The sequence below is a fragment of the Methyloligella solikamskensis genome (assembly GCF_042676065.1).
GTDB lineage: Bacteria > Pseudomonadota > Alphaproteobacteria > Rhizobiales > Methyloligellaceae > Methyloligella > Methyloligella solikamskensis.
The window spans coordinates 1379588-1401388 of sequence record NZ_JBHTJO010000001.1; the positions used below are offsets into that span (position 1 = coordinate 1379588).

Here is a 21801-nt window from a genome sequence, read left to right on the forward strand (position 1 = left end):
ATCTGTCCAGAGAAAACTTGTGGACAACCGTTTAAAGCTCGTTGCAAAGGCAGGGGATTACTCGTCGCCGAGAGTCTTGCTGACGATCTCGTAGCTGTCGGTGGAAAGCTCGGCGTTTGCGAGCCCTTCCAGGGTCGCCTTGGCATGGGCCTCACGGTTCGGCTCCAGGAAGCGCCAGCTCTCGAAAGCGCCGAGCAGGCGGGCGGCCATGTGCGGATTAAACTTGTCGATCCGGAGTGCGCATTCGGCGAGGAATTCGTAGCCGGCCCCATCCTTCCGGTTGAAGCCGGTCGGGTTTCCGTTGGCGAAGCTGCCGATCAGCGCGCGGACGCGGTTCGGATTCTTCAGCGAGAATTTCGGATGGCTCAGCAGGCCCTCGACGATCTCGACGGAATCGGGCCGGGCGGAGCGGGCCTGCACCGCGAACCATTTGTCGAGCACCAGGGCGTCGTCCTTCCAGCGCTCGTAGAAATCGGCCATGGCCTCGTCGCGGCGCGGATCGTCGTGAGGCGCCAGGATCAGCAGGGAATAGATGGCGTCGGTCATGTTGGTGGCACCGCGGTAATGGGCGGCGGCGCGTTCCAGCTCGTCATCCTTGCCGCTTCCCACCAGGAGATCGAGGGCAGCGATGCGCATGGAGCGCTTGCCGGCGCTGATGCCATCGGGCGAGTAAGGTCCCGTATCGGCCAGCTCTTCGTAGATGCCGGCGAGGTCGGCATGGATTGCGTTGCCAATGGTCTCGCGCAAGGTCTCGCGGGCTTCGCGGATCGCATCCGTATCGATATTACGGGCGAGCTCGCGGGCGATGTCGGATTCGCTCGGGAGTTTCAGCATCTCGCCGCGATAGGCGTAGGCCAGTTCTTCCTCGTTCGCGGTCACCGCAAGCGCCTTCGCCAGGCGCGAGGCTCCCTGGCCTTTGACCGGCTCCGGATTGTAGCGATCGCGGGCGGCGTCGGTCAGCAGCTTCGCCGCGTAGCTCTGGGCCGCCTGCCACCGATTGAACGGATCGGAGTCGTGCATCATCAGAAACTCGATCTGCTCCAGATCGATGGTCTGGGTGAGACGCACGGGTGCGGAGAACTCCCGCAGCAGGGATGGCGTCGGCGGGGTGGGGATGCCGGTGAAGGTGAAGCTCTGCTCGCGCTCGGTCACTTCCAGCAGCCCGTCGGAAAGCTCCGTTCCATCCTCCAGGGTCAGCGGCAGGTCGTCGCCGTTGGGGCCCAGCAGGCCGATCCGAAGCGGGATGGGCATGGGCTCCTTGTTGGGCTGACCGGGCGTGGCGGGGAGGATCTGGCTGACGTTGAGGGTCGCCGTCTTGCTCTGCTGGTCGTAGTCGAGGGAGCAGGCAAGCTCCGGCGTGCCGGCCTGGTTGTACCAGTGCATGAACTCGGAGAGGTCCTTGCCCGACGCATCGGCAAGGGCGGCGAGGAAATCCTCCACCGTCACGGCCTGGCCGTCATGGCGCTCGAAATAGAGGTCCAGGCCTTTGCGGAAATCGTCGCGGCCCAGCATGGTCTGGAGCATGCGGCAGAGCTCGGCGCCCTTCTCGTAGACCGTGGCCGTGTAGAAGTTGTTGATCTCGATATAGGAGCCGGGCCGCACCGGGTGGGCGAGGGGGCCGGAGTCTTCTGGGAACTGGCGGCTCTTCAGATTGCGCACGTCGAGGATGCGCTTCACCGGGCCGGCGCGCAGATCGGCGGAGAACTCCTGATCGCGAAAGACGGTCAGGCCCTCCTTCAGGCAGAGCTGGAACCAGTCGCGGCAGGTGATCCGGTTGCCGGTCCAGTTGTGAAAATACTCGTGGGCGATGACGCCTTCGATCGCCGCGTAGTCGGCGTCGGATGCGGTGTCGGGGCGGGCCAGCACCAGCTTGTCGTTGAAGATGTTGAGGCCCTTGTTCTCCATGGCGCCCATGTTGAAGTCGCTGACGGCCACGATGTTGAACACATCGAGATCGTATTCCCGGCCGAAGCGCTCCTCATCCCACTTCATCGCATTCTTGAGGGACTCCATGGCCCAGTCGCAGCGGTCCTCCTTGCCGTGCTCGACATAGATGTTGAGCGCGACCTCGCGGCCGGACTGGGTGGTGAAGCTGTCGGAGATCTTCGCCAGGTCGCCGGCCACGGCGGCGAACAGATAGGACGGCTTGGGGTGCGGATCTTCCCAGACGGCGTAGTGGCGATCTGTGCCTTCGACGTCGCCACGCTCGACCGGGTTGCCGTTTGAGAGGAGCACAGGGTTTGTCTTCTTGTCGGCCTCCAGACGGACGCGGTAGGTGGCGAGCACGTCGGGCCGGTCGAGAAAGAAGGTGATGCGGCGGAAGCCTTCCGGCTCGCACTGGGTGCAGAACGCACCGTTGGAGCGGTAGAGGCCGAGCAGGGCCTCGTTCGCTTCCGGATTGCAGGCGGTCTTCAGGCTCAGGGTAAAGGGACCGGTGGGCACGTCGGGCACGGTCAGACCCGTCTCGGTGGCGCTGTACTCGTCCGGCTGGAGCGGCTTGCCGTCCACCGCGATGGAGATGAGCTCGACGCCTTCGCCGTCCAGGACCAGCGGCCGGGCCGCCTTCGCCTCCGGGTTGGGCCGCATGGCGAGATCAGCGTGGACGATGGTCCGCTCCGGCTCCAGATGAAAATCGAGATCGACGGTCTCGATCAGATAGTCGGGCGCGGCGTAGTCGCTGAGATGTTTCGGCTGGCGATCGGATTCGTGCATGGTCCTACCTTTCCCGTCGCTCTTAGTGCGGGGGAGCGTGAATGCCAAGGGTCAGTTGCGGAGTGTCGGTCCGCCGGGACTGAACGACGGATCGTTATCCGGCCTCAAAGGCCGGCAATGCCACCTAGGCTCGGTATCGAACCTAACTTGGAAGACCATCTACTTTCGGGATGTCGTCCACGCGCCCGTCCCATTCCGCTCGGCTCGCAAAGCAGATATGGGCACTTGGCCGGATGTCGATCGCGCTATCGATACTCCCGGCAGGTGCCACCAACAAATCACCATTCGATTGAACATTCGGAAGAGCAGATCCGCATTTGATGCAAAAGCTTTTCTCGTGCCGGGTCTCGGGAACCCGGTAGGTCTGGATGCAATCGCGACCAGAAATCCAATTTACCGTTGCTGTCGATGAAAACAAATTGGCCGCATATGCGGAGCCCGTGTCCTTCCGACAACGCTTGCAGTGGCAGAGAAAAAAGCTCTCAAACGCACCTGAGATCTGAAATCTCACGGCACCACACAAACAGGAGCCAGCGGCGGTTAAGCTCATAACGATCTACTCGTATTCGTTTGACGCGGAACCGTTAGTGGTTGCCGCCGCCGAACTAATGGGTCCTGACTCTAGGTGGGGACGACAGGCTAGTCAGGCAACTCGTCCAGGATCGCGCGGCTCATATCGACGAGGCTGGAAAGGTCCTCGCTGAAATTCTCCGGCTGCTGCTCCGCCTGGTTCACGAAGAGCTGCATGATCTTCAACAGGCTCGGCGCCCGAACGATGAGCTGTGCCTGCTTCTCGACGCGCTGGGGGTCGAGATCGTATTCGGCGCCCGGCACGCGCCAGCCGCCCCAGTCCTGATCGCTGGTGACGACCACGGGATGGGTCCCGGGGAAGGGGTGGTGCTGGCATTGCTCGGCATTCTTCCAGCGGTTCTGAGCACGCAGCAAGCGCCACTCGCCGAGCCTATTGGACAGCCGGCTCTGGACCGCGGTGGCTTCTTCCTGAAGCTCTTCCTCTACGAACTCGCGGCCCATGCCGCAGTCGTAGGTGATCTTGATGGGCTCATCGACGCCCCTGATCCACTTCGGCAGGACCCGTTCGATATAGGCCCAGGTCCCGACCGGCTTCACGAAAACGCGCTGAGATTTGTGGAACTTCGCCTTTGCCATGTTGACGCCTTACTAACCCGCTTATGCTCGGACGCTAGCAGGAAGGGGTTAAATTTTTTTGGTCGGCCTGGCGGCCCCGTCGGGCGGACAGATGATCGGGGGAATGAGCCTTCACAATCTTTGCGGCTTAGCGCGATAGAATCGCTTCCAGCGATTTTCAGAGCGGCTATAGTCGGATGGTTCGCAGATCCTGCTGCGAGACGTTTGACGATCCACCGTTCTATCGGATGCACCCGCACGGTTGTCGGATCGGCTCTTATTCGGATGGTTTCTGACTTGAGCGAAGGCTATCAGCTTTGTCACGCGCGTCGCCGCGCCCACATCCGAGCACTGCTTCACATTTTGGGAGAATTTGAATGAACCGCCGCGAGTTTTCGGTGGCCTTTGGCGCGCTCGCCCTCGGAGCGGCGGCAGGACCCGGCAGCGGGCTTGCCCAGGACAATAAGAAGACGCCCTTCTCCCGGAAAACGGTGGTGGACATGGCGCGGGAGATGGCGAAGACGCCATACGATCCGCCGCAGCCTGTTCCTGACACCTTCACCAATCTCAGCTACGACGATCACCGGAAGATCCGCTTCAAGAAGGATCGGGCGCTGTGGGCTGGCAAGAACCGCGGTTTCGCGGTGGAGCTGCTCCATGCCGGTTTCGTGGTGAAGTCCCCGGTCGAGATCTTCAAGGTCGAGGACGGCAAGGCGGAGCAGATCACCTATTCGCCGGACTATTTCGATTTCGGCGATCTCAGCGTCAAACCGCCGGAAGGGCAGCCCCTGTTCTCCGGTATTCGCATCAACGCGCCCATCAACGTGCTGCATCATTACGACGAGGTGGTCGTCTTTCAGGGGGCGAGCTATTTCCGGGGCGTCGGCGCCGACCAGTTGTACGGCATCTCCGCGCGGGGACTGGCCATCGACACGGGCGAGCCTACGGGGGAGGAGTTTCCCTTCTTCCGCAGCTTCTGGATTGAGCGACCGGCCGTCGATTCCAAAACCATCACGGTGCATGCGCTACTCGACAGCCGCAGCGTGACCGGGGCCTTCACCTTCGTCATCCGGCCCGGCGCCTCCACGGTGCTCGATGTGGAGGCCGCCCTGTTCGGCCGGGCGGACGTGAACCATCTCGGCCTTGCGCCGTTGACCAGTATGTATCTGTTCGATGCCCGGGAGCGGGACAGGTTCGACGATTTCCGTCCCGCGGTGCACGACTCCGATACGCTTTCCATCGCTCGCAACAACGGCGAATGGATCATGCGGCCACTGGCCAATCCGGAGAAGCTGCAGATCAGCGCCTTCGTGGAGGAGGACCCTTTGGGGTTCGGCCTTCAGCAGCGCGAAAGGGAATACGAGGACTACAAGGACCTCGAGGCGCGCTACGAGCTTCGGCCGAGCGCATGGGTCGAGCCGAAGACGCCTTGGAAGCAGGGTCACGTGCAGCTGGTCGAGATCCCGACCGATCTGGAGACCAACGACAACATCGTTGCGTTCTGGCATCCGCGGAAGCGGCTGAAGCGCGGCCAGGAGATGAGCTACGGCTATTGGCTCACCTTCGGCCCTCCGATCATCAACCAGCGCATCGCCCGTGTGGCAGAATCACGCATGGGGATGAGCGTTCTGCGGAAACGTCGACAATTTATCGTCGATTTCGACCCGCCTATTGAGAACGGCGTGCCCGTTTACCTTGGTTCCGACGTTGAACCGCAGGTGACAGCGTCATCGGGACGTATCGAACACGTGGTAGGCCGCCACAACCCGATGACAGGCGGATATCAAGTAAGTTTTGAGATGGATACGACGGATGTGGAACTTTCCGAACTGCGCTTGGTTTTAGCGCACGACGGGGAGCAGATTAGTGAGACTTGGCTCTATAGATGGACAGCTTGAACGACGTAATGGAGACGCTCGGCGAAGGAGCGTCTGGGTCGTTGCCCCGCAGTCTTACGCCCCCCGACAGTCCTCTGGAGATGCGGGCGCAAAGGTTCGACCAGTGGTACGGCTCGCCGCCTAAGACGGCGCTGCGGCCGGCCCTGCGCGAGCACACGCTCATTTCGCGCATTATCGTCTTCATGATCACCGCGATCGTGACCGGCTACGGCGTCTGGCACATGCTGGAAGTCGTCGGTCAGAACGATGCGACCGCCCTGCAGTACATGCTTGTCGGGCTGTTCGGCCTGAGCTTCATCTGGATCGCCCAGGCGCTTGGCGTGGCCGTGCTCGGTTTCCTATCTCTCGTGCTCCGGATCGACTGGACCCGCGGCATCAAGCTGAAGGGCGAACTCTCGTCCCGCACGGCCGTGATCATGCCGGTCTATAACGAGCACGTGGAGAGCGTGTTCTCGAACCTGACGAAGATGGCCGAAGAGATCGCTGCGTCCGGCAAGAGCTGGCATTTCGATTTCTTCGTCCTGAGCGACACCACCAATCTTTCCATCGTCCGTGAAGAGCGCGAGGCGGCGAACCGTCTGCGCCAGAAGATGCTGGGCCGGGTGAATGTCTATTATCGCCGCCGCGCGGAGAACGAAGGCAAGAAGGCCGGCAACGTCGCCGATTTCGTTCGCAACTGGGGTGGCAATTACGACTTCATGCTGGTGCTGGATGCGGACAGCTACATGACGTCGGAGGCCATTATCTCCCTTGCGGAGTCCATGGAAGCCGACAGCAGCGCCGGTCTCATTCAGAGCGTGCCGCGGCTGGTGAACCGCAACACCCTGTTCGCCCGCATGCAGCAATTCGCGACCGGCACTTACGGGCCGGTGGTTTCCGCAGGCCTTGCGATGCTGCAGGGCCGCGAAGGCAATTTCTGGGGCCATAACGCGATCATCCGCGTGAAGGCGTTCGCCAGCTCCTGCGGCCTGCCGGAGCTTCCCGGCAAGAAGCCGTTCGGCGGCCACATCATGAGCCACGACTTCGTCGAGGCGGCGCTTCTGGTCCGCGCCGGCTGGGACGTCTATATGCGCCCGGAGATCACGGGCAGCTACGAGGAGACGCCGCCGACGCTCACCGATCATGCCGCGCGCGACCGGCGCTGGGCCCAAGGCAATCTGCAGCATTCCAAGGTGCTGCCGGCCCGCGGTCTTCACTGGATGAGCCGGTATCACTTCATGACAGGCATCATGAGTTATGCCGCATCGCCGCTTTGGCTGATGTTCCTGGTGGTCGGCATCCTGCTGGCCTGGCAGGCATCGCTCTACCAGCCGGACTATTTCCCGGACGCCCATGCGCTGTTCCCGACATGGCCGCAATTCGACGCCCAGAAGGCGTGGACGCTGCTCGGCTTCTCCGCCGTGGTGCTGCTGGCGCCCAAGGTGCTGGCTGTCACCTACGCGCTGATGAACAAGCGCATGCGCCGCGGGGCAGGCGGCCCCATCGCGCTGGTGGTCAGCTTCGTGCTGGAGACGCTGTTGTCCGCACTGCTGGCGCCGATCCTGATGCTGCTACAGACCGGCTTCATCGGGCAGATCCTGTTCGCACAGGATTCCGGTTGGAACCCGCAATCCCGCGATGACGGCAAGATCGACGTTGCCGACGTCCTGAAGCGCTACAGCTTCCACACCGGTTTCGGCATCGTCATGGCGGCGATCACGCTGTGGATCTCGCCGCAGCTCTTCCTGTGGCTGCTGCCCGTCTGGCTCGGTCTGGTGCTGACCATCCCGATCGTGCTGCTCACCTCGTCCAAGGGCGCGGGTAAGCTGGCGCGCAAGCTGCGCATCTTCCTCATCCCGGAAGAGCGCCGCGGGCGCAAGCGGAGCCGTTCGCTGCTCGGCCGGACCCTGGCGCAGCCGGCAAGCTAGGCTCCGCCGTCCTAGCGGAGCTTCAGGTTCCGCAGCCGCAGGGCATTCCCGATCACCGATACCGACGACAGGCTCATGGCCGCGGCCGCGATCATGGGCGAGAGCAGCATGCCGAAGGCGGGGTAGAGAACGCCCGCCGCGACCGGCAGACCCAGGGCGTTGTAGCCGAAGGCGAAGACCAGGTTCTGCTTGATGTTCGCCAGGGTCGCGCGGGCAAGCTTCACGCCGGCCACCACACCGCGCAGGTCGCCGCGCAGCAGGGTCAGCCCGGCGCTCTCCATGGCGATATCGGCGCCTGTGCCCATGGCGATGCCGACATCGGCTTCCGCCAGAGCTGGGGCATCGTTGATGCCGTCGCCGGCCATGGCCACCACCGCGCCCTTGTCGCGGAGCTCCTTCACCAGATCCTGCTTGCCGCCTGGCGTCATGCCGGCGCGGATCTCGTCGATGCCAAGGGTCTTGGCCACGGCGCGAGCGGTCGGTTCCGCATCGCCCGTCGCCATGACGATCTTGATGCCGAGCTTATGCAGGTTGGCCACCGCTTCGCCGCTGGTCTCCTTGATGGGATCGGACAGCGCCAGGAAGCCCGCTGGCTTGGTGCCTTCGGCGAGATAGATGACCGTCTCGCCATCGCCGCGGCGGGCTTCTGCGTCTTTCTCGAGGGCGGAGAAATCGACCTTGGCGGACTTCATCAGCGCCGCGTTGCCGAGCCACAGGGTCTTGCCGCCGAGCTTCGCGCGCACGCCTTGCCCGGTGATGGCCTCGAAACCGGTGACCTTGGCCGGCTTCACGCCGCGCTTCTCGGCGGCGGTGAGGATGGCGCTGGCAAGGGGATGCTCGCTACCGGCTTCCAAAGCCGCTGCTGCTTCAAGCAGCTTCTCCTCGGTGAAGCCTTGGGCTGGCTGAATGCCGGTCAGCGCGGGCTTGCCTTCGGTCAGGGTGCCGGTCTTATCGATCACCAAGGTGTCGACGGTGGCCAGACGTTCCAGGGCTTTCGCCTCGCGGACCAGGACGCCGGCTTGAGCGCCGCGGCCCGTCGCGACCATGATGGAGATCGGGGTGGCGAGACCGAGCGCGCACGGGCAGGCGATGATCAGCACGCTGACGCTTGCAATGACCGCATAGGAGAGCGCAGGCGAGGGGCCGAGCGCGATCCATGCGATAAAGGCGACCACGGCGATGGCGATGACGGCGGGGACGAAATAGGCCGCCGCCTTGTCCGCCAGGCGCTGAATGTCGGCGCGGGAGCGTTGCGCGTTGGCGACCATGGTGACCACCTGAGACAGAGTCGTGGCCTCGCCGGTCCGCTCCACCTCCATGTCGAAGCTTCCCGAGCCGTTCAGAGTGCCGCCGGTCACTTCGTCGCCAGCCTTCTTCTCCACGGGCACGGGTTCGCCGGTCAGCATGGATTCGTCTACCGCGCTGCTGCCTTCCGTGACCACGCCGTCGATGGGGACCTTGTCGCCGGGGCGGACGCGCAACATGTCGCCAACCTTCACGGCGGAGAGCTCGATTGTCTTGGTGCTGCCGTCCTTCTCCACCTTCAGGGCGGTCTTCGGCGCAAGATCGAGAAGGGCGCGGATGGCCCCGCCGGTCTGTTCCCGGGCCCGCAGCTCCAGCACCTGGCCCAACAGCACAAGCGCAATGATGACGGCGGCGGCTTCGTAATAGACGGGCACGTAGCCTGTCTCGGCGCGCAGTCCCGGCGGGAAGAGGCCCGGCAGAACCGTCGCAGCGACGCTGTAGAGGAAGGCCGCGCCGGTGCCGAGCGCGATCAGGGTGAACATGTTGAGATTGCCCGATCGCAGGGAGGCGACGCCGCGCTCGAAGAACGGCAGACCGGAATAGAGCACCACGGGGGTGGCCAGGGCGAGCTGCAGCCATTGCTCGGCCCGCGCGGACAGCATGGGCAGAATGTCGACGCCGAACAGGTGATGGGTCATCTCGATCACGAGCAGTGCAATCGAGAGCGGTGTCGCGACGATGAGGCGCCGGGTGAAATCCTGAAGCTCCGGATTGGGCGCATCCACATCCGGCACGCCCATGGGTTCAAGGGCCATGCCACAGATGGGGCAGGAGCCGGGGCCTTCCTGAACGATCTCCGGATGCATGGGGCAGGTATAGAGCGTCCCCTTCGGCATCGGCTCAGGCACGGCCGCGCCATCCAGATACTTCTCCGGCTCAGCCTCAAACCGCTCCTTGCAGGAGGGCGAGCAGAAGTAGAACAGGGTGCCCTCGTGCTTCGCCGTGTGCGCAGCGCTGGCGCGATCGACGCTCATGCCGCAAACCGGATCCTCTGCCTTCAGGTATGCCTCAGGTTCCTTAGCGAACTTGTCGTGGCACCGCTGGCTGCAGAAGTGGAAGGTGCGGCCGTCGTGCCGATAGGAAGGTTTGTCCTGGCCGGGGTCCACGGTCATGCCGCAGACGGGATCTCGCGTTACAGCATCCGAGGCTGCTGCTGGTTCGGCGTGGTCCACCTTCATCCGCTTATCCTTTCGCTGAGGGTTACGATGAACGTCACGATCTCATCGCGCGGCGCGCCATGGCGTCTTGTGGTCTATATAGTCGCCACCACCAAACCGCCAAAGACGGGAGCATCATGAGCGACACCCCCTTTCCATCCACTTGCGATATCTACGATCGATTCCTCGATGAGGTCAGGGTGCCCTGGCCGATCTTTCGGGACTTTGGGCAAAAACGCCGCTTTTCCGGCCCGATCGCCACGGTGAAATGCTTCGAGGACAATTCCCGCATCAAGGAGCAGGTTGCAACACCGGGAGAGGGGCGCGTGCTCGTGGTCGATGCCGGCGGCAGCAATCGCTGCGCGGTGATGGGCGATCTGGTCGCGGGCGAGGCGGCCAAGAATGGCTGGGCCGGGATCCTGCTGTTTGGCTTCGTGCGCGATGTTTGTGCGGTGGCCGAGATCGATATCGGGTTGAAGGGGCTGGGCTCGATCCCGCGGAAATCGGTGCGGCGGGGTGAGGGGACAGTCGACATTCCGCTCAATTTCGCCGGTGTCGACTTCAGGCCCGGCGATGTCGTCGTTTCGGACGAGGACGGGGTTATCGTGCTGACGCCGGACCAGGCAGAGGCGCTCCGCTAGGCCAAGCGGGCCGCCAAGTCAGCGCCCAAGGCCCTTTTCGCAGCGCGGGTTATCGGCTATCAGAGGGGAAAGGGCGCGCGATGAGCGCGCGAATTCGCATGCTTGGGCAAGAAGGCCCAGCCCACGAAGGAAGAGCAGAAATCATGTCGATCAAAGACAATGGTGCGATGGCATCGCTTTCGGATGGATGGAAGATCGGGATCTGGACCGCGTTCGTCACCGCGATGAGCGTTCTGTTCAGCTGGGCGCTGGCCTGTGCCGCGCCGTTCGTGGCGATCGCCGCGATTGCTGCGCTGACCCTGTCCAGGGCCAATGCCTTCCTGCTGGTCGGCGTGACCTTCGTCATCAACCAGGCCATCGGCTTTCTGCTGCTCGGCTATCCCACCACGGCTGAGAGCTTCGGCTGGGGTGCTGCCATCGGCGTTGCCGCTTTTGCTGCGACCTTCGTCACCACGGCGGCCATGCGGAAGACCGACGATCTCCGGGTGGCTGGCGCCATGGGCTTCCTCGGCGGCTTCGTGGCCTATGAGCTGGTGCTGATCGCCAGCACGATGGTGCTACCGGCCGGCGGCGGCTTCAGCCTGGCGGTGATCGGCGAGATCTTCTGGATCAACGCCCTGGCGTTTGCCGGTCTGCTGGCCTTCCGCTGGCTCGGTCAGACGATCGGCCTGCTGGCTGCCGACGACCGTCAGGTTCTCGCCGCGTAGTAAGCGAGCGGCCTCTCAGCGCATTTTTCGTCTGTCCCATTTCAGGCGCGCCTTAAGCGGCGCTTAACTGCGCCTGCGCGATCCGCTCCCTGCGGCGGGCTGTCGCGGCTATGGTTACCTCGCCCGCATTGCCGGAGGAGGAGCTCAAGACATGTGTGAGAAATGCTGCGGCGCGAAGGCCCGCGATTCCGTGAATATCGACCGCCGTACGGCATTGGCCTTCGGGCTTAGCGCGGCGGCCGCCATTGCCATGCCCTTCGCGGCTAAGGCCGAGGACGACGAAGCCGAGCCGCCGCGGCCACAAAACGTGATCGAGCCCGATGCGGCCCTTGAGCGGCTGATGGAGGGCAACACCCGCTATATCAAGGGGAATGGCAAGTCCCATGATTTCGTCGCCGAGCGTCCCGCCCTGGTGGGTGGCCAGAATCCCTTCGCCGGCGTCCTGAGCTGTGCCGATTCCCGTATCGCGCCGGAGCTCGCGTTCGATACCTCCCGCGGCGATCTCTTCGTCTGCCGGGTGGCCGGCAACTTCGTCACTCCCGATAATCTGGCGAGCTTCGAGTTCTCGACTGCGGTCCTGAACACGCCGCTTATCCTGGTGCTCGGTCACGACGCATGCGGCGCGGTGGCGTCCACCATTTCCTCGATCGAGGACGACGAGACCCTGCCGGGCCATCTGCCGACCCTGGTCGAAGCGTTGACGCCCGCCGTGAAGCAGGCCTCCGCGCAAGGCCACGACAATCTTCTGGAGCGCTCCATCGAGGACAATGTCCGTCTGAACGTGGAGAAGCTGAAGACCGCCAGCCCGATCCTCGACAAGGCCGTCTCCGACGGAAAGCTGAAGGTCGTGGGCGGCGTCTACAAGCTCGAGACCGGCAAGGTGGAGCTGATCTCCGGCACCGCTTAAACCGGGCAGGGCGCTCCGCCGCCCGTCCGGTATCACTGATCGAATTTCCGAGAGACGGCTGAGACTGGCCGGGCCCGTGTCCTCTTAAGGCGCGGGTCCGGCCTTTTCCTTTGGGCGCAAATCATCGCCCTCTCTCCTTCGCTTCATCGCCTCCTGTACGCCGTCGCTCTCCACCTCCGGCGAGCTCGGCAGAGTCCCGTTTGTGCGTACCGGGAGAACTCGTCTTGCAAATGTTACGATATAACGTTACTCCCTGACTCGATACGATATAACATTTTGTATTTGGGGGTTCGTATGAGGGGATGGATCGGCAGGCGGGCGCTTTCCGCCGCTGCTCTTCTTATGGGTGTTTCGAGCGTCACGTCCGTTTGGGCACAAGAGGCCACAGAGGGCGAGGCAGAGGCTCCGCCCGTCGAGGTGATCCAGGAAGACGAGGGCGGCGTCCAACTCCCGCCTATCACGGTGGAGGCGCCGTCGGAGAGTTCCGCACCGACGAGAGCGCGGCGCAGGCCCGCGCCCGATGCAGCTGCTGTGCAGGCCGAACCTGTTCCGGTCGCCGAGCCCGCGGCACCGTTCACGCCCAGCCCGGCCCAGAAGCGTGCCGTCCAGCCTCCCATCGACGCGGTGACGCCGGCTGAGATCGAGCGCAGCCCCGCCCAGAGCTTCGGCGATCTGTTCTTCGACAAGCCGGGGGCCACCTCCACCAGCTTCGCGCCCGGGGCGAGCCGTCCGGTTCTGCGCGGCCTCGACGGCCATCGGGTCGACATCCAGGAGAACGGTCTTGGCATCGGCGACGTTTCAGCACTCGGTGGCGACCACGCCGTGCCCATCGACCCCCTTGCTGCCGACCGGGTAGAGATCGTGCGGGGCCCTGAAAGCCTGCGCTACACGTCGGGCTCCGTCGGTGGTGTGGTGAACGCCATCAATGGCCGAATCCCGGTAGACATTGCGCCGGGGACCACTCGGCTGGAAGTCCAGGGCGCGGGCACGACGGTGGACGACGGCTTTGACGGAGCTGTGCAGTTCGAGAACCGGACGGGCAACGTTGCCGTCCATGTCGATGCCTATGGCCGCAATGCGGAAGACTACGACACACCGCTCGGCATCCAGGACAACAGCTTCGTGGAGACGGAGGGGCAGTCCGCCGGCGCGACACTGTTCTTCGACCGCGGCTTCTTCGGCACGTCCGTGAGCCGCTTCGCCAGCGATTACGGCATTCCCGGCGGCGAGGAGGCGGAGCTCGGCATCCATATCGATATGGAGCAGGTGCGCTGGACCAATCGCGGCGCCTATCTTCCGCTGAACGGTCCGGTCTCGGAGGTCCGTTTCTGGCTCGGCTACTCCGACTACGATCACGACGAGATCGGTCAGGAGCACGACCATGAGGAAGAGCATGCCGGCGAAGACGACCACGAGCACGAAGAGGAGCATGCTGAGGAGCACGATCACGGCCCCGAGGATGAAGGCGAGGTCGTCCACGGCACCTTCGCCCAGAAGACCTGGGAGGCGCGTGCGGAGTTCCAGCAGCGCACGGTGACGACGAGTGTCGGGGCGTTGAACGGCCTGCTCGGCTTCAGCTGGAGCCACAACGATCTCCACACTGAGGGAGAGGCCGAGGAGTTCCTGGCGCCCAACACGACGCAAGACGTGGCGACCTATCTGTTCGAAGAGCTGGAGCTGTCGGACCACTTGCGGCTGCAGGGGGCTGCGCGCCTCGAGCATCGCCAGATCGACGGGTATGCCCCGGAGGTGCCGGCCGATCTGCTGCCGCCGCCGGATGAGATCGCCACGGTGGCTGCCGGCCGCGACTTCACACCATTCAGCGCCAGCATCGGGCTGGAGCGGGATCTGCCGAGAGCCATGGTGCTGCGGGCCGATGCCGAATACTCCGAGCGCGCGCCGACGGCCGCGGAGCTTTTCTCCAAGGGGCCGCATCACGCGTCCGGAACGTTCGATATCGGCGATCCGGGTCTCGGTATTGAAACGGCCAAGAGCGTTGAGATCGGAATCGCCCGCGATGTCGGCCGGTTCCGTTTCGATGCGGGCGCTTATCACACGGATTTCGACGGCTTCATCTTTCAGGAGCTGACGGGCATTACCTGCAACGAGGAATTCGAAAGCTGCGGTATCGAGGATGGCGAGTTCGACCAGGTGCTGACGGGTCAGCAGGACGCGACCTTCACCGGGGCCGAACTGCAGGGCGCCTATGACGTGACGGAGATTGCCGGCGGCATCTTCGGCGTGACGGGGCGGTACGACTTCGTCCATGCCAAGTTCGCCGACGGAACCTATGTGCCTCGAATCCCACCCCACCGGCTGGGCGGCGGCGTTTATTGGCAGGATGCTCACTGGCTGGCGCGGGTGAACCTGCTGCACGCCTTCGAGCAGGACGAGGTCGCGGCGAACGAATACGAGACGCCGGCCTACGATCTTCTGAATGCGTCTTTGAGCTGGTCCGGCGCGCTCGGCGACGCCAAGTTCGGCGAGAGCCTGACCTTAGGGATCGCGGCGGACAATCTGCTGGACGACGAGATCCGCAACGCGGCCTCGTTCAAGGCGGACGAGGTGCTGTTGCCGGGGCGCAGCTTCAAGCTCTTCGCGAAGGCGGTGTTCTAGGTCGGATCCCAAGCCGAACGTTCTACGCCTTGTGAGGCACGCGGGCGATGGGCGTCAGATGGCGAAGACCGGAGGGGACGGATTCCAGGGTCTCGATCCGGTTGCGTCCCCGACCCTTGGCTTCGTAAAGGGCGGCGTCCGCCGTCGAGATCAGCCGGTCGAGCTGCGCCTGATCGTTGGGGGCGCTGGTGAGTCCGGCGCTCGTGGTGACGGCGATCCTGTGGCCGTCGCACTCGATGGGCGTTTCGGCGATGGCCAGGCGGATCCGCTCGGCCACGTTCGCCGCTACGTCCAAAGGCGTGCCCGGCAGGAGCAGGGCGAATTCCTCGCCGCCGATCCGTCCGAAGAGATCGTCGGGCCGAAGCTGGTTGGCGGCCCGTTGGGCGAAGCTCGCTATCGTCTTGTCGCCGGCCGCGTGGCCGTAAGTGTCGTTGATCGATTTGAAGCGGTCGATATCGAAGACGATGACGGAGCTTTCCCCCGGCGTCTCGGACTGGGCACGCAGGGCCTCCTGGCCGAGCTCGAAGAAGCCGCGCCGGTTGAGCACGGCCGTGAGCTCATCGCTCATGGCGAGCCGGTGCAGCCGGTGCTGGGACCGCTCGCTGATCATCTGGGTGCCGAAGAGCACGATCGCGATCAGAGCAACGGCCGACTGGAAGGGGGCGAAGGTGAGCCAGCCGAAGAGAGGTCCGTTGCCGATGGCGTCCTGCATGGCGATCAGGGCGGCGGCCTGGCTATAGCTGATGGCCGTCTCCAGAAGGCAGACGAAGGCGATGCAGGTCCGCGGGTTGATGCCCTTTGGCGCGTGGCGCCAGAGATCGGTACCGGCGAGCAGGGTGGCGGTGCCGATGGCGATATTGAACAGGGCGTAGCGGAGCGGATAGCTGGAGATGGCGAACGGTAGTCCGACCGCCCAGATGGCCGGCGGCAGGATCGCCAGAACCGGCAAGGGGCGACGGTCGAAGACCCGCACGCCAAGCCACAGTGCCGAAACGCCGAGCAGGGTGAGCAGTCCGGGCAGGGGATAATTCAGAAGCGGCGGAAGATACTGACGCAGGCTGCCCAGGGCGAGCCCGACACCGAACAGGGCGAAGCCGCCGATCCACCAGAGATGGGCAGAGGTGTGCCGATCCTTCAGCCAGAAGCTGAAGATCGTCAGGCAGCCCATAACGCAGGCAGCCTCGACCACGAGCCTGGTGGTGAAACTATCGAACAAGATTCCGCGCTCCGCTTGGCGTTAGAGCCATATAGCCTCTGCGTCTTACCCCCAGACGACCGTGCCCGCTAGAGTTGAGTGGATTGCCGGGTAAGAATTCGGCTGGTGGCGCCGGGGGGCAACACGGCGTGTGGGGATTGGTCCCTCGTGGCGGCCTACTGAGCCGGAACAGGGTGGGCGAAATATGGCTCGTCGCGCTGCAGGATCGCGTTGCTGCGTTCGTGAGCCTTTAGCGCGTTCACGAGCCAGGTCCGGAATGTCGCTGCGGGTTTGGATCCGCCGTCCTGCTTGAGCTGCAGGAAGTAGAGGGAATGGGTGGATTTGCGTACCTTTCCGATCGGCTTGATCAGCGCGCCGGAGTGCAGAAAATCGGCGGCCACCACGTCGTCGCCGAGCGCCACCCCTTCGCAGGACATCACCTTGTTGAAGATGGTCTGGGTGGAATGGAAGATCGGGCCGTCGAGCAGGCCGGGATGGGTCACATTTGCCTCCGCCAGCCAGTTCCGCCAGGGCGTCACTTCCCCCTCGTGCAGCAGTTTGAAGGCCGCTAGGTCTTTGGGCTCCTTCAGGGGTGGGCCGCTCAGTGGAAGCCGCGGACTGCACACTGGGAATTCGTAAGCCGTGTGCAGGAGAATGGAATCGTATTCGGGCCAGGACCCGCGCCCGTAATGAATGGCGATCTCGGCACCGCCCCTCAGATAGTCGTCGATATCGAGACCGGGAACCAGCTCGAGCTGGACGTCGGGCATAACCGATTGAACGATGTCCAGCCGCGGGCCCAGCCAGCATTCCAGGAAGCCGGCATTGGCGAAGATCTTCAGCTTCTCCTTGCGGTCCGGCGCCTTGGCGGCGTGCCGGCTGACAAGCGCGGTTACCTCGGCAATCTCGTCGAAGGCCTTGGAGAGGGTGAAGAAATAGGTGCGTCCCGCGTCGGTCAGGATGACCTTGCGGTTGAACCGCCGGAACAGAGGGACGCCCAGCCAATCCTCCAGCTTCTTGATCTGATGGCTGACTGAGGAGGGCGTGACGCAGAGCTCATCTGCGGCGCGTTTGAAGCTTGCGTGACGCGCGGCGGCTTCGAAAGCGCGAAGGGCGACCAGTTGAGGCAGGTTCTTCTTCATGGCGTCGCTTGAATCTAGTCGATCCGAATGGATCGAAAAACATCTTTTGTGCGGCGCAGCGGTACGGGCGAGCATTCGTCCATGTCCGGTTCCTCGGAACGCCCGAGCCGAGCCCAACGAAACCGCCCAGAACGAGAGCGCCATGCCGAACCGATTCCAGACCACGATCCGCAGACTTGCCACCGCCTGCGCCGCCGCCGCGATGGCGCTGATGCTGTCGGCCGCCCCGCAGCCCGCCGAGGCCGAGGAGACCGTGACCATTGCCGCCTGGGCCGATTATGTGCCTGTCGAGGTGCTGGAGGAGTTCACGGAGAAGACCGGGATCGAGGTTAACTACAGCGCTTTTGAGTCCCTGGAGACCCTCGAGACGAAGCTGCTCACAGGCGATAGCGGCTACGATGTTGTTTTCCCGTCCGCCCTCATTGCCGGACGTCTGATCAAGGCCGGGGTCCTGGCGCCTCTCGATAAGGAGAAGCTCACCAAACTCGACAATCTCGATCCGAAAATCATGGAGTTCCTCGCCCGGCACGACGAGGGCAATCGCTACGGCGTGCCCTATCTCTGGGGAACCACGGGGATCATGTATAATCCGGCGCTGATCTCGGAGCGCATGGAAGACGCGCCCGTCGACAGTCTCGCCATGATCTTCGATCCGGAAATCGTGTCGAAATTCTCCGATTGCGGAGTCGCCATCATCGACTCTCCGGAAGAGATCGTCGCCATCGCCCTCAACTATCTTGGACTGGATCCGTTCACGACGGACCCAGAGGACTTCAAGAAGGTCGACGAGCTTCTTGCGCCCGTCTCGCAATACATTCGCAATTTCAAGACAAGCGCCATCATCAACGACATGGCGCGGGGCGACCTGTGCCTGGCGCTCGGTTGGAGTGGCGATGCGGGCGTTGCTTATGCTCGGGCCCAGGAAGCCGGCAACGGGGTGGAGGTGTATTACTCAGTGCCGAAAGAGGGCACCGAGATCTTCTTCGACTTCCTTTCCATTCCCAAAACGGCGGCGCATCTGGACAACGCCTACGCCTTCCTCAATTTCCTGATGGAGCCGGAGGTAATGGCAAAGGTCACGAACGCCTATTTCTATCCGAACGGCAATGCGGCCTCGCTGGAATACGTGCTGGATGACGTCAAGAACGATCCGAACGTCTACCCGTCCGAAGAGATGATGGCGAAGCTCTTCCCCAATCTTCCTCGAGACCCGCAGACCGTGCGGATGATCACCAGGAGCTGGACCCGGTTCAAGACCGGCAACTGAAGCCGGCGGGATGTGGGGCGCGGCGCCGCCCCGCATTCCCAAACAAACGAGACGGAGCCGACGGCAAAAGACCGGCGCGACGTCACCTCTACATGCTGAAAAGGAAACTCCCGTGGATCAGATCAACAGCACACCCTTTGCTTTGGGGTACCGGATGCCCGCCCGGTTCGATGAACATGAGCGGACCCTGATCACCTGGCCGCCCATCGAAGAAGGCGTCGCCACGGACGTTGGCGGCTTCCGCGATGAGATCGAAGCTATCGTGCGCGGGGTCGCCCGGTTCGAGCCCGTCACCGTGATCGCCGATCCGGCGGACTTTGCCCAGGCGACCGATCGGGTTGGGGATGTTGCCGAAGTGGTGGAGATCCCGGTCGATCTCTGCTGGATCCGGGATAACGGACCGATCTTCGTGCGCAACGAGGCGGGCGAGGTCGCCGGCGTCCATTTCGGCTTCAACGGCTGGGGCGAACGGTTCGTCTGCGAGAAGACGAAGGCGATGCCGGCAAAGCTTCTCGATCTGTTGGGCATCAAGCGCTTCTCGACCCCGTTCATCGGGGAGGGCGGCGGCATGACCGTGGACGGGCTCGGCACCTTGATCACCACCGAGCAGAACATGCGCAACGACAATCGATATGCCGGTATCAGCCGCGACGAGGTCGAGCGCCATTTGCACGACTATCTCGGCATCGAGACGGTGATCTGGCTTCCTCTGGGCCTGTATGAGGACGAAGCCACGGACGGTCACGTCGACAACGTCGCGGAGTTCGTCGCGCCGGGCAAAGTCCTGGTTCAGACCATGCCGGACAAGGCCAACCCGAATTACGAGCGTCTGAAGGAAAACCTGGAAATCCTGAAATCCGCGCGCGATGCTAAGGGCCGGCAGCTCGACATTATCGAGATGGATGTCCTGCCGTACCCCAGAGACTGGGACAAGCGGATGGCGATCCCCTATACGAACGCCTATGTGCTGAACGGCGCAGTGATTGCGCCGGAGGTCGATCCGGAGCTCGACGAGCGCGGGTTCAAGATCCTCGAAGAGGCGTATCCCGGCCGGGAGCTCGTGACGTGCCGAAGCGAATGGCAGGCTTTGGGCGGCGGCGGCATCGGATGCGTCACCCAGCAGGTTCCGGCGAGCAAGACGAAAGGCGCGTGATCTCATGCGAAATGTAACTGTCGCGGCGACCCAGATGGCCTGCAGCGACTCGGTCGACGAGAACGTTGCCAAAGGTGAAGCGTTCATCCGCAAGGCGGCGGAGAAGGGCGCCAATATCGTGCTGCTGCAGGAGCTCTTCGAAGGGCCCTATTTCTGCCAGGACGAGGACCCGGAAGACTTCGCTCGCGCCAAGCCGGCCGATGACAGCCCGACGATCAAGCACTTCCAAAAACTTGCGAAGGAGCTGGGCGTCGTACTGCCCATCTCGTTCTATGAGAAGGCCGGCAACGCTCGGTTCAACTCCATCGCCATTATCGATGCGGACGGGCGCAATCTCGGTGTTTACCGCAAGACCCATATTCCGCACGGGTTCGGCTATCAGGAGAAGTTCTACTTCTCACCGGGCGACACGGGATTTCGGGTCTGGGATACCGCGTTCGGACGCATCGGCGTGGGCATCTGTTGGGATCAGTGGTTCCCCGAAACCGCGCGCTCCATGGCGCTCATGGGTGCGGAGATTCTGTTTTTTCCGACGGCGATCGGGTCCGAGGTCGGGAGCGAGCAGTGGAACTCGGCACCCCACTGGCAGCGGGTTCAGCAAGGCCATGCAGGCGCCAACCTGATGCCGCTCGTCGCTTCGAACCGGGTCGGCACGGAGAAGGGCAAGAACGGGACCGAGATGACCTTCTACGGTTCCTCCTTCATCGCCGATCACTTCGGGGAGAAGGTGGAGGAAGCCGACCGCGAGGAGGAGACCGTCCTCGTCCATGGCTTCGACCTCGATGCGATTGCCCGGGACCGGGACTATTGGTGCGTGTTCCGCGACCGGCGCCCCGAACATTACGGCACGCTCCTCACCCTGGACGGCTCAAGCGCGTAAACCGCCAAGCGCCAAAGGGGTTGTGGCCGGCAGTCGGAAGGGCCTATCTCTCCGGCATGAGCCTGGACCGACATCGCCTTGCCGTCGCGCCGATGATGGAGTGGACGGATCGCCACTGCCGCTTCTTTCTGCGGCTGATCTCGCCACGCACCTATCTCTACACGGAGATGGTGACGGCGGATGCGGTGATCCATGGCGACCGCGAACGGTTGCTCGGCTTCGATCAATCCGAGCATCCGGTGGCGCTGCAGCTCGGCGGCAGCGATCCGGAACGCTTGAGCGAGGCCGCCAGGATCGGCGAAGGCTTCGGCTACGAAGAGATCAATCTCAATATCGGCTGCCCGTCGGACAGGGTGCAGTCGGGCCGCTTCGGCGCCTGCCTCATGGCGGAGCCCCTGCTGGTCGCGGACTGCGTTTCGGCGATGGGTAAGGCTGTCTCCGTGCCGGTGACAGTGAAGTGCCGGATCGGCATCGACGACCAGGATACGGAAGAGAGCCTCGACCGCTTCATCGATACGGTGGCGGACGCCGGCTGCGAGAGCTTCTTCGTTCATGCCCGCAAGGCCTGGCTTGAGGGTTTGAGCCCGAAAGAGAACCGGGACATTCCACCCCTCGATTACGAGCGGGTCTATCGCCTGAAGGCGCGGCGCCCGGAACTTGAGATCGTCATCAATGGCGGCATCGCGACCGTGGCGGACGCGCAATCCCATCTCGGCCATGTGGACGGTGTCATGCTGGGCCGCGCGGCCTATCACGATCCTTATGTTCTCGCGGAAGCCGAGCAGGCGTTGTTCGACCCCGCCGGGGAGCAGCCCTCCCGGGTGGAGATCCTGGAGCGGTTCCTGCCTTATGCCGAATCGCAGCTTTCGAAGGGCATCCGGCTGCAGCAGCTCACCCGGCATCTCCTCGGCCTGTTCCACGGCCGGCCCAAGGCGCGGGCCTATCGGCGGCTGATCGCCGAGCGGGCCCATCTCGATGGCGCGGGACTCGAGGTTCTGGAAGATGCCATCGCCATGATGCGCGATGCGGACGCTACGGCGGCTGTGGCAGCGGAGTAGCCTTCGGCTTGCTCGGGATGTCATCCCTGCGAACGCAGGGATCCAGTAGCCGCCGGATTCCGAGAATCGCAATGACAGGGGTTACTGGATCACCCGGTCAAGCCGGGTGA

At 63.5% G+C, this 21801-nt stretch carries 16 protein-coding genes; 10 read left to right on the top strand and 6 right to left on the bottom strand.

What is annotated here, in order from left to right:
* Positions 1-57: 57 nt before the first annotated feature.
* The 3 genes from pepN to ACFQ2F_RS06745 form a co-directional block, all read right to left on the bottom strand.
* On the bottom strand, positions 58-2712 hold the full coding sequence (pepN, locus tag ACFQ2F_RS06735; RefSeq protein WP_379087576.1) for an aminopeptidase N: 2655 nt from the start codon (positions 2710-2712) through the stop codon (positions 58-60).
* 142 nt (positions 2713-2854) lie between these two features.
* Positions 2855-3262 carry a GFA family protein gene (locus tag ACFQ2F_RS06740; RefSeq protein ID WP_379087579.1) on the bottom strand — a complete coding sequence of 136 codons (408 nt, stop codon included), beginning with the start codon at positions 3260-3262 and terminating at the stop codon, positions 2855-2857.
* Positions 3263-3351: 89 nt separating this feature from the next.
* Positions 3352-3879: a hypothetical protein gene (locus tag ACFQ2F_RS06745; protein ID WP_379087582.1), complete on the bottom strand. Its 528-nt coding sequence runs from the start codon at positions 3877-3879 to the stop codon at positions 3352-3354.
* A 356-nt stretch (positions 3880-4235) separates the two neighbouring features.
* Between ACFQ2F_RS06745 and ACFQ2F_RS06750 the strand changes: the two genes are divergently transcribed.
* Both ACFQ2F_RS06750 and mdoH read left to right on the top strand, forming a co-directional pair.
* Positions 4236-5756: a glucan biosynthesis protein gene (locus ACFQ2F_RS06750; protein WP_379087585.1), complete on the top strand. Its 1521-nt coding sequence runs from the start codon at positions 4236-4238 to the stop codon at positions 5754-5756.
* Positions 5757-5797: 41 nt separating this feature from the next.
* Positions 5798-7663: a glucans biosynthesis glucosyltransferase MdoH gene (gene mdoH / locus ACFQ2F_RS06755; protein WP_379087588.1), complete on the top strand. Its 1866-nt coding sequence runs from the start codon at positions 5798-5800 to the stop codon at positions 7661-7663.
* A gap of 11 nt (positions 7664-7674) precedes the next feature.
* Here mdoH and ACFQ2F_RS06760 read toward each other — a convergent pair whose 3' ends face one another.
* Positions 7675-10146: a heavy metal translocating P-type ATPase gene (locus ACFQ2F_RS06760; RefSeq protein WP_379087591.1), complete on the bottom strand. Its 2472-nt coding sequence runs from the start codon at positions 10144-10146 to the stop codon at positions 7675-7677.
* 116 nt (positions 10147-10262) lie between these two features.
* Between ACFQ2F_RS06760 and rraA the strand changes: the two genes are divergently transcribed.
* The 4 genes from rraA to ACFQ2F_RS06780 all read left to right on the top strand — a co-directional run bounded on the left by rraA (position 10263) and on the right by ACFQ2F_RS06780 (position 14996).
* Positions 10263-10766, top strand: coding sequence for a ribonuclease E activity regulator RraA (rraA, locus tag ACFQ2F_RS06765; RefSeq protein ID WP_379087594.1), 504 nt, complete (start codon positions 10263-10265; stop codon positions 10764-10766).
* Positions 10767-10909: 143 nt separating this feature from the next.
* Positions 10910-11473: a hypothetical protein gene (locus tag ACFQ2F_RS06770; RefSeq protein WP_379087597.1), complete on the top strand. Its 564-nt coding sequence runs from the start codon at positions 10910-10912 to the stop codon at positions 11471-11473.
* A 151-nt stretch (positions 11474-11624) separates the two neighbouring features.
* Positions 11625-12380, top strand: coding sequence for a carbonic anhydrase (locus ACFQ2F_RS06775; RefSeq protein WP_379087600.1), 756 nt, complete (start codon positions 11625-11627; stop codon positions 12378-12380).
* 294 nt (positions 12381-12674) lie between these two features.
* A complete protein-coding gene (locus tag ACFQ2F_RS06780) occupies positions 12675-14996 on the top strand; it encodes a TonB-dependent receptor (RefSeq protein WP_379087603.1) in 2322 nt (773 codons plus the stop codon).
* A 22-nt stretch (positions 14997-15018) separates the two neighbouring features.
* Here ACFQ2F_RS06780 and ACFQ2F_RS06785 read toward each other — a convergent pair whose 3' ends face one another.
* Together ACFQ2F_RS06785 and ACFQ2F_RS06790 are read right to left on the bottom strand one after the other, a co-directional pair.
* Complete coding sequence (locus ACFQ2F_RS06785; protein WP_379087606.1) at positions 15019-16212, bottom strand: GGDEF domain-containing protein; 1194 nt, start codon at positions 16210-16212, stop codon at positions 15019-15021.
* A gap of 155 nt (positions 16213-16367) precedes the next feature.
* Complete coding sequence (locus ACFQ2F_RS06790) at positions 16368-17333, bottom strand: LysR family transcriptional regulator (RefSeq protein ID WP_379087609.1); 966 nt, start codon at positions 17331-17333, stop codon at positions 16368-16370.
* Positions 17334-17475: 142 nt separating this feature from the next.
* On the opposite strand from ACFQ2F_RS06790, the gene ACFQ2F_RS06795 reads away from it, so the two are divergent.
* The 4 genes from ACFQ2F_RS06795 to dusA all read left to right on the top strand — a co-directional run bounded on the left by ACFQ2F_RS06795 (position 17476) and on the right by dusA (position 21691).
* Entirely contained in the window at positions 17476-18600 is a 1125-nt protein-coding gene (locus ACFQ2F_RS06795; RefSeq protein WP_379087612.1) for a polyamine ABC transporter substrate-binding protein, read from the top strand.
* A gap of 112 nt (positions 18601-18712) precedes the next feature.
* Entirely contained in the window at positions 18713-19753 is a 1041-nt protein-coding gene (locus ACFQ2F_RS06800) for an agmatine deiminase family protein (protein ID WP_379087615.1), read from the top strand.
* 4 nt (positions 19754-19757) lie between these two features.
* Positions 19758-20633, top strand: coding sequence for an N-carbamoylputrescine amidase (gene aguB / locus ACFQ2F_RS06805; protein WP_379087618.1), 876 nt, complete (start codon positions 19758-19760; stop codon positions 20631-20633).
* Positions 20634-20689: 56 nt separating this feature from the next.
* Positions 20690-21691 (top strand): tRNA dihydrouridine(20/20a) synthase DusA, encoded by a 1002-nt coding sequence (dusA, locus tag ACFQ2F_RS06810; protein WP_379087621.1) that lies wholly within the window; start codon positions 20690-20692, stop codon positions 21689-21691.
* Positions 21692-21801 lie beyond the last annotated feature (110 nt).